Origin of the sequence: Amycolatopsis rhizosphaerae (genome assembly GCF_007713715.1) — a bacterium.
GTDB classification, from domain to species: Bacteria; Actinomycetota; Actinomycetes; order Mycobacteriales; family Pseudonocardiaceae; genus Amycolatopsis_E; species Amycolatopsis_E rhizosphaerae.
The window spans coordinates 1-7,386 of record NZ_VJWX01000366.1 but is presented as its reverse complement, the minus strand read 5'-3'; the positions used below and the strand labels follow the sequence as shown (position 1 = coordinate 7,386).

The following is a 7,386-nucleotide window of genomic DNA, read 5'->3' as shown; positions in this document are numbered from 1 at the left end:
CTTGGGATTCGAGGAGGTGGTTGGCGCGGCTGAAGGGGCGGGAGCCGAAGAAGCCGTTGCGCGCCGACAGCGGGCTGGGGTGGACGGACTCGATGCACGGCACCTCGCCCAGCAACGGCTTGAGGCTGCGGGCGTTGCTGCCCCACAGGATCGCCACGAGCGGGCCACCGCGGGCGGCCAGCGCGCGGATCGCCTGCTCGGTGATCTCCTCCCAGCCCTTGCCCTTGTGCGAGTTCGGCGCGCCGGGGCGGACGGTCAGCGCCCTGTTCAGCAGCAGCACGCCCTGCTCGGTCCACGGGGCCAGGTCCCCATTGGACGGTGCCGGATGCCCCAGATCGTCCGAGTATTCCTTGAAAATGTTGATCAGGCTCTTCGGCAGGGGCCGCACGTCGGGCGCGACCGCGAAGCACAGGCCGATCGGGTGGCCGGGAGTCGGGTACGGGTCCTGCCCGACGATGAGCACCCGCACGTCGGCGAAGGGCTGCTGGAAAGCGCGCAGCACGTTGTCCCCGGACGGAAGGTAGCGCCGGCCTGCCGCGATCTCGGCGCGCAGGAAGTCCCCCATCGCCGAGATCCGGTCGGCCACCGGGTCCAGTGCCTGCGCCCAGCCTTCTTCCATGATTTCCCGCAGCGGTTTTCCGGTCACGGGCAGGGACCTTAGCGCTTTCCCGCTCCGCCACCGCAGCGGGTTCCCCACGGGAAAACGAGCGTCAGCCGTCGAGGCGGCGGAGCTGCTCGCGGAAAAGCGCCGCCCGTTCCACGTAACTGTCCACCACGTGCCGGATCGACTCGGGGCCGAACGAGGTGTTGGGCCTGGTCTTCGCCGGAACACCCAGCGCGATGTGGCCGGAGGGCACGTGCGAGCCGTAGGACAGGACCGCGCCCGCGCCCACCATGCCGCCGTCTTCGACCACGCTTCCGTTCAGCACCACCGAACCCGAGGCGATGAGGCATCCCGTCCCGATCCTGGCCCCTTCGACGTGCACGGAATGCCCGACCGCCGAGGAGGGTCCGAGGATCGTCGGGTCCTGCCGGGTGCAGTGCACCACGCACCCGTCCTGGATGTTGGACCGCTCCCCGATCTCGATGTACCCGTGGTCGCCGCGCAGCACGGTCTGCGGCCACACCGAGGCGAACGCGCCGATCCGCACGTCCCCGATCACGGTGGCGTCCGGATGCACGTAGGCCTGCGGGTGGATCCGGGGTTCCCGGTCCCCGAGCGCGTAGATCGCCATCAGTTGCCCTTCTCGACAAGGTCCTTGCCGAAGCACAGGCTCAGCGCGTCGTCCCGGTAGTACCCGAACTTTCCGATCCCGGTGTAGCCGGACGAGGTGTACAACGCGATCGCCTCCGGCTGTTTGAGACCGGTCTCCAGCACCGTCCTGGTGTGCCCGGCCGCCCGCGCGGTGCGTTCCAGCTCCGCCAGCACGGCGCGGGCGAATCCCTTTCCCCGCACCGATTCCTGCACGTACATCCGCTTGATCTCGGCGTCGCCGGCGCGCAGCCCGTTCGGCGGGTCCTCGTGCGCCCGCCAGCCGCCGCAGGCCACCGGCGCGCCGTCGAGGTAGCCGACCACGAACAGGCCCCGCGGCAGCGCGAACTGGCCGGGATCGGTGGGGGTGCGGTCGAAGTCGCCGTAGCGCTGGACGTACTCCTGCTGGACCTCCTCGATCAGCTTCACCGCGTCCGGATGGTCGAAGGGCTGCACACGGAGATCCACCCCAGCATGCTAACGAGTCATCTCCAGTGCTCCCAGCCACCTTCGTCGTGGTACGGCTCACCATCCACGGTGAGCCCGGAGCCGGGCATGGTGACCGAGCCGATCCGGCGCCAGCCCTCGGGCAGCTCGGCGAACGGCGGGAAGGCGGCCGCGAGGGCGTGGTCCTCACCTCCGGTCAGCACCCACCGCAGCGGGTCGGCGCCGAGCGCGGTGCCCACCTCGATCAGGCGGTGGCTGATGTCCAGCGCGTCGGTGCGGATGTCGATGCCCACCTCCGACGCCTCGGCGATGTGCCCGAGATCGGCGATGAGCCCGTCCGAGACGTCGATCATCGCGGTCGCGCCCGCCTCGGCCGCGGCGGGACCGGCGGCATAGGGCGGCTCGGGGAAGCGCTGCGCGTTGACCACGCTGACCGGGGAGCGGAACCCGCGGTGCAGCACCGCCAGCCCCGCCGCCGCCCAGCCGAGCCGCCCGCACACCGCCACGATGTCCCCGGGGCGGGCACCGGCGCGGGTCACCGGGTCCCGGCCGCGCAGGTCGCCCAGCGCCGTAACGCTGATCATCAGCTGGTCGGCCTGCACCGTGTCGCCGCCGACCAGGCCCGCCCCGGCCGCGGCGGCTTCCGCCCACATGCCGTCGGCCAGTTCCGTGATCATCGCGGCTGGGGTGTCGCCGGGGCAGGCGAGCCCGACCAGCACGGAGGTCGGCACCGCGCCCATCGCCGCCACGTCGGCCAGGTTGACCGCGACGGCCTTCCGGCCCACCTGCTCGGGTGTGGACCAGTCGAGCCGGAAGTGCACACCCTGCACCAGCACGTCGGTGCTGGCGACGACGCGGCCGTCGGGGGTGGCGATCAGTGCGGCGTCGTCTCCGGGGCCGAGCAGTGTGCTCGACGGCTGCCTGCGGTTTTCGTTCACCGCCCTGATCAGCCCGAACTCACCCACCTCGGCGACGGTCTTCGCGCCGGTGTCGTGGTGTGACGTCACTCGCGCACTCTCTTCCGTAGTAGCTCAGAAAGTCGGATTACCTATCGTCCCTGGGGAGGGTAGGTTCTTCTGACGTTCCTACCTTGCGCTCGACGAAGAAGACGAAGGGGCACGCCGTGGTCCACGCATACATCCTCATCCAGACCGAAGTCGGCAAGGCCGCCGCGGTCGCCGCGGAGATTTCCGGCATCCCCGGGGTCACCAGCTCCGAGGACGTGACCGGCCCCTACGACGTGATCGTGCGGGCCGAGGCGGAGACGGTCGACCGGCTCGGCCAGCTCGTGGTCGCCAAGGTCCAGGGTGTGGAAGGCATCACGAGGACACTGACCTGCCCCGTCGTGCATCTCTAGGCTGGTGCATCGTTAGAGGCGTGCCCGATACGGAGACCACCGGGGCCCCGTCACGACGACTGATCGTGCTGGCCTCGGTCCTCGCCCTCGCCCTCGCCGCCGGTGTCGCGATCGCCGGTGTGCTCGGCTCCCGGTCCGGCCCGTCCGGCGACGGCCCGCTCGCGCTGGTGCCGGTGCCCGCCCCGCAGGCGAACAGCCCGGAGTGCGACCGGATTCTCGCCGCGCTGCCCGCCGAGCTGACCTCGGACGGTACGAAGCTGTCGCGGCGGGAGCTGGCCCAGCCTGCCCCGCCCGCGACCGTGGCCTGGGGCTCACCGGAGGCGGTGGTGGTGCGCTGCGGGCTGGAGCGGCCGGGGGACCTCACCCCGAGCAGCTCCCTGCGGGTGGTCTCGGGCGTGCAGACGCTGCTGGCCGAGGGTGACGGCTCGTCGACCTGGTACGTGGTCGACCGGGCCGTCTACCTGGGGGTGACGGTGCCCTCCTCGGCGGGCACCGGACCGCTCCAGCAGGTTCTGGAGACGGTCGCCAACACGCTCCCGGCCGTCCCGCTGCGCTTCTGAGCCTTTGCACCGGGCCGGTACCGGCCCGGTGCAAGGCTCAGCGCAGGCCGGTGCCGCGCGCGAGGGCCGTTTCGATCAGGGTCGTGAGCAGGGTGCGGTAGTCCACGCCCGTGACGGCCCACATCTTCGGGTAGGCCGAGGTGCTGGTGAACCCGGGCATGGTGTTCACCTCGTTGATGGTCAGCTCGCCGTCGTCGCCGACGAAGAAGTCCACGCGCGCCAGGCCCTGGCAGTCCAGCGCCTGGAAGGCCCGGACCGCGAGCCCGCGCAGCCGCTCGGTGACGGCGTCGTCGAGTTTGGCCGGGATGTCGAGTTCGGCGTCCTCGCCGAGGTACTTCGTCTCGAAGTCGTACCACGCGCCGGGTGCCTCGGACAGCACGCGGATCTCGGCGGGCAGCGAAGCCTCGACGCGGCCGTCCGGGAACTCCAGCACCCCGCACTCGACCTCACGCCCGGAGACGCCCGCCTCGACGAGCACCTTCGGGTCGGTCCGGCGGGCGAGCGCGATCGCCTCGTCCAGCTGGTCCCAGCCGGTCACCTTGCTGATGCCGATGGACGAACCCGCACGGGCGGGCTTGACGAACACCGGGAGGCCCAGGTGCTCCCGGTCCGTTTCGGACAGAGTGGCCTGCCCGCGGCGCAGCGCGGCATAACGGCCGACCGGAAGGCCCTCGGCGGCCAGGAGTTTCTTCGCGTACTCCTTGTCCATCGCGGCCGCGCTGGCGAGCACGCCGGCGCCCACGTACGGGATCCCGGCCATTTCGAGCAGACCCTGGATCGTGCCGTCCTCGCCGAAGGCACCGTGCAGCACGGGAAAGACCACGTCGACCCCGCCGAGCGCCTCGGTGCCCTCGTCGATGCCCACCAGTTCCCGGCGGGTCGGGTCGCCCGCCAGCACCAGCGCCTTGCCGTCCTCGACCGAGGGCAGTTCGCGGCCGCGGATCTCCAGCGACGCCGGGTCCGAGGTGCCCAGCACCCAGCCGCCTTCGCGGGTGATGCCGATGGGCACGATCTCGAACCGGTCGGGGTCGAGATTCGCCAGCACACTGCCCGCCGACACACAGGAGATGGTGTGCTCGGTGCTGCGGCCGCCGAACACCACGGCCACCCGCGTCTTGCGTGCGCTCATGGGCCGTCACCCTACCGGGCTCTTGCGGCTATCGGATCAGCGCAGTAAGTCGACCAGGACAGGCAGCGCGTCGCGCAGCGCCTCGCGGGAACAGCCCGCGTAACCGAGCGCGGCACCGAACTGGGTCGGCACTCCGGAGAAGTGCCTGCCGAGCCCGTCGAAGAGGATGCCGTGCGCGGCCGCCGCCTCGAGGCGCTCCCGCTCGACCTCCGCGGACGGGAACGGCACCACCAGATGGGCGCCCGCCTCGTCGCCGAGCACCCGGACGTCGCCCTCGCGCAGGGCACTGACCAGCAGCGTCCGCCGTTCCGACAGTTCCCGCCGCAGTTTGCGGAGGTGGCGGCCGAGATCGCCGTGCCGGGCCAGTTCGACGAGCACGCGCTGCCCGGCCGGGGACGGGCGGGTGCCGGTCCGCTCCCGGTAGCCGAGCACGGCCGAAGCCACCGCGGGCGGCGCGACCATCCAGCCCGCGCCCAGCGTGGTGGTGAGGATCTTGCTCGTGGTGCCCAGGTGCACCACGACGTCCGGAGCCAGCGCGGCCAGCAGCGGCAGCGGCGCGACGTCGAAGCGCAGCTCCCCGTCGTAGTCGTCCTCGATGATCAGGAAGTCCTCGGCGCGGGCCCGCTCGATCAGCTCGACGCGGCGCGCGGCGCTCATGCGGCCGCCCAGCGGGTACTGGTGGGCGGGCGAGCAGTACACGGCGCGGACTCCGGGCGGGATGCGGTCCGGCCGCAGCCCCTCCGCGTCGACCGGCACCTCCAGCACTCGCCGTCCGGCACTCCGGAACGACTGCACGGCACGCTGGTATCCCGGTTCCTCCATCGCGACCGCGTCGCCGGCGGCGAACACCGCGGTCGCCAGCTCCACGACCGCGGCCGTGGTGCCGCCGGTGGCGAGCACGGATTCGGTGCCGACCGCGAGACCTCGGTGGCGCAGCAGGTGTTCGGCGATCGCCGCCCGGTATTCGGGCAGGCCCGCCCGGTGCGGCTGGGACAGCGGGGAGGTGTCCGCGGCGGCCCGCCACGCCCGCCGCCATGCGGCGCGGTCGAGTCCGGCGGCCCACGGTGCGCCGGGCATGAGGTCGAGGTGCCCGTCGGGTTCGGCCCACTCCTCGGCGATGCTGCGCGGGACCGGCCGGTCGCTGGGCGGGGAGGTGGTGACGTAGGTGCCCGAACCGTGGCGCCCGGCGATCCAGCCCTCGGCGTGCAGCTGTTCGTAGGCGGCGGAGGTGACGGTGCGGCTCACGCCCAGCCGTTCGGCGAGCGCCCGGGTGGACGGCAGCCGGTCGCCGCCGCGCAGATGCCCATTGGCGGCCGAGGTGCGCAGCGCGTCGGCGAGCTGGACGGCCAGCGGGACCGGGGACTCGCGGTCCAGCGTCACGGGCAGCACGGTCCCGGAACGAGCCACGGCGACCTCCAAAGGGGACTTCTCAACCTACTCTTCAGTGGCTATTTTACGATGCCACTTGAGGGATCACCATCGAGGTCATGACCCAGCTTTCCCCCACGCCCCGCAGCACACTGACCCGTTACCGCGAACGTGCGGCCACCGACCGGCAGGCCCTCTACGACCTGCTCGACGAAGCCATGATCTGTCACGTCGGCCTCGTGCTCGACGGATCGCCGGTGGTGCTGCCCACCGGTTTCGGCCGCGACGGCGACACGCTCTACTTCCATGGTTCCACCGGATCTCGGAACATGCGCGCGGCCGCGTCCGGCGTGGACGTGTGCGTCACGGTCACCCTGCTCGACGGCCTCGTGTACGCGCGTTCCCTCAACAACCACTCGATGAACTACCGCAGCGCGGTGGTGCACGGCCGGGCCGAGGCCGTCACCGGGCGGGAGGCGAAACTGCGCGCTCTGCGCGCCATCACCGACCACCTCACACCCGGTTCCTGGGACCACGCACGGGAGGTCAACGCCCGGGAACTGGCCGGAGTGACGGTCCTCGCGCTCAGCCTGGCCGAAGCCTCCGTGAAGACGCGGCGCGGCGAACCGGGAGACGACCAGGAGGACCTCGGGAACCACGCCGTCTGGGCGGGTGTGCTACCGGTCCGGACCACCTTCGGCGAACCGGTCCCGGCCGCCTACCACCCCGCGGGTGCCCCGATCCCGGACCACGTCGCCGGCCGGGCGGGCCGGACTCAGTCCCGCACGGGTCCGCTCGACGGATCCAGGTGATAGGGCCGCATCACCCGGCCACCCGCGCGGTACACGTGGATGCTGATCGCAGGATCGTTCCCGGTGTTGCGCACCTGGTGCACGTAACCGGGCCCGAACACGCGGGACTGACCGGTGCCGAGGTCGTGGTACTCGCTGATCGCCCGGCCGTCGGGCGCGACGCGCGCGACCGTTTCCGACAGCCGGCCACTGACCACGGTGAAGGCACCGGTGGACGGGCCGTGGTCGTGCAGATCCGTGTGCTGGCCGGGAAGCCAGCCCAGCAGCCAGACCTCTTCGGCCTCGGTGCGGTCGATGAGGGTGGAAAACCGGCGGTCGGGGTCGTAGCGGAGCCGGTCGCGCCAGCGTTCCCGCTCGGCGGCGTATTCCAGGGCGACCCGGACCGGGTGGCGCAGGGCGGTCTTTTCGGCAAGAGCGACGGTGTTGTCCGGAACGGCGAACATGGCGAAGGTGTCCTTGAC

At 71.7% G+C, this 7,386-nt stretch carries 10 protein-coding genes; 3 read left to right on the top strand and 7 right to left on the bottom strand.

Annotated features, from left to right (window positions below; all coding sequences use genetic code 11):
* The 4 genes from FNH05_RS27520 to FNH05_RS27505 form a co-directional block, all read right to left on the bottom strand.
* Positions 1-646, bottom strand: a 646-nt coding sequence (locus FNH05_RS27520; protein WP_144591713.1) for a uracil-DNA glycosylase, incomplete at its 3' end; no start/stop codon positions are given.
* Positions 647-710: 64 nt separating this feature from the next.
* Positions 711-1,235, bottom strand: coding sequence for a gamma carbonic anhydrase family protein (locus FNH05_RS27515; protein ID WP_144591711.1), 525 nt, complete (start codon positions 1,233-1,235; stop codon positions 711-713).
* Positions 1,235-1,720 (bottom strand): GNAT family N-acetyltransferase, encoded by a 486-nt coding sequence (locus FNH05_RS27510; protein ID WP_144591710.1) that lies wholly within the window; start codon positions 1,718-1,720, stop codon positions 1,235-1,237. Before FNH05_RS27510 ends, FNH05_RS27515 begins: the two co-directional genes overlap by 1 nt.
* Positions 1,721-1,737: 17 nt before the next feature.
* The gene (locus tag FNH05_RS27505) at positions 1,738-2,706 is read right to left on the bottom strand and encodes a thiamine-phosphate kinase (protein WP_144591708.1); all 969 of its coding nucleotides are present in this window, start codon (positions 2,704-2,706) and stop codon (positions 1,738-1,740) included.
* A gap of 116 nt (positions 2,707-2,822) precedes the next feature.
* Between FNH05_RS27505 and FNH05_RS27500 the strand changes: the two genes are divergently transcribed.
* Both FNH05_RS27500 and FNH05_RS27495 read left to right on the top strand, forming a co-directional pair.
* The gene (locus FNH05_RS27500) at positions 2,823-3,056 is read left to right on the top strand and encodes an Lrp/AsnC family transcriptional regulator (protein ID WP_144591717.1); all 234 of its coding nucleotides are present in this window, start codon (positions 2,823-2,825) and stop codon (positions 3,054-3,056) included.
* 20 nt (positions 3,057-3,076) lie between these two features.
* Positions 3,077-3,616, top strand: a complete 540-nt coding sequence (locus FNH05_RS27495) for a DUF3515 domain-containing protein (protein ID WP_144591707.1) — start codon at positions 3,077-3,079, stop codon at positions 3,614-3,616.
* A 37-nt stretch (positions 3,617-3,653) separates the two neighbouring features.
* Here the strand turns inward: FNH05_RS27495 and FNH05_RS27490 are convergent, their stop codons facing one another.
* Positions 3,654-4,745, bottom strand: a complete 1,092-nt coding sequence (locus FNH05_RS27490; protein WP_144591706.1) for a D-alanine--D-alanine ligase family protein — start codon at positions 4,743-4,745, stop codon at positions 3,654-3,656.
* A 36-nt stretch (positions 4,746-4,781) separates the two neighbouring features.
* A complete protein-coding gene (gene pdxR, locus FNH05_RS27485; protein ID WP_144591704.1) occupies positions 4,782-6,152 on the bottom strand; it encodes a MocR-like pyridoxine biosynthesis transcription factor PdxR in 1,371 nt (456 codons plus the stop codon).
* A gap of 80 nt (positions 6,153-6,232) precedes the next feature.
* Here pdxR and FNH05_RS27480 point away from each other — a divergent pair, with 80 nt between their 5' ends.
* A complete protein-coding gene (locus FNH05_RS27480; protein WP_144591702.1) occupies positions 6,233-6,925 on the top strand; it encodes a pyridoxamine 5'-phosphate oxidase family protein in 693 nt (230 codons plus the stop codon).
* Here the strand turns inward: FNH05_RS27480 and FNH05_RS27475 are convergent.
* Positions 6,889-7,368, bottom strand: a complete 480-nt coding sequence (locus tag FNH05_RS27475) for a cysteine dioxygenase (protein WP_144591715.1) — start codon at positions 7,366-7,368, stop codon at positions 6,889-6,891. The genes FNH05_RS27480 and FNH05_RS27475 overlap by 37 nt on opposite strands.
* Between the last annotated feature and the right edge of the window lie 18 nt (positions 7,369-7,386).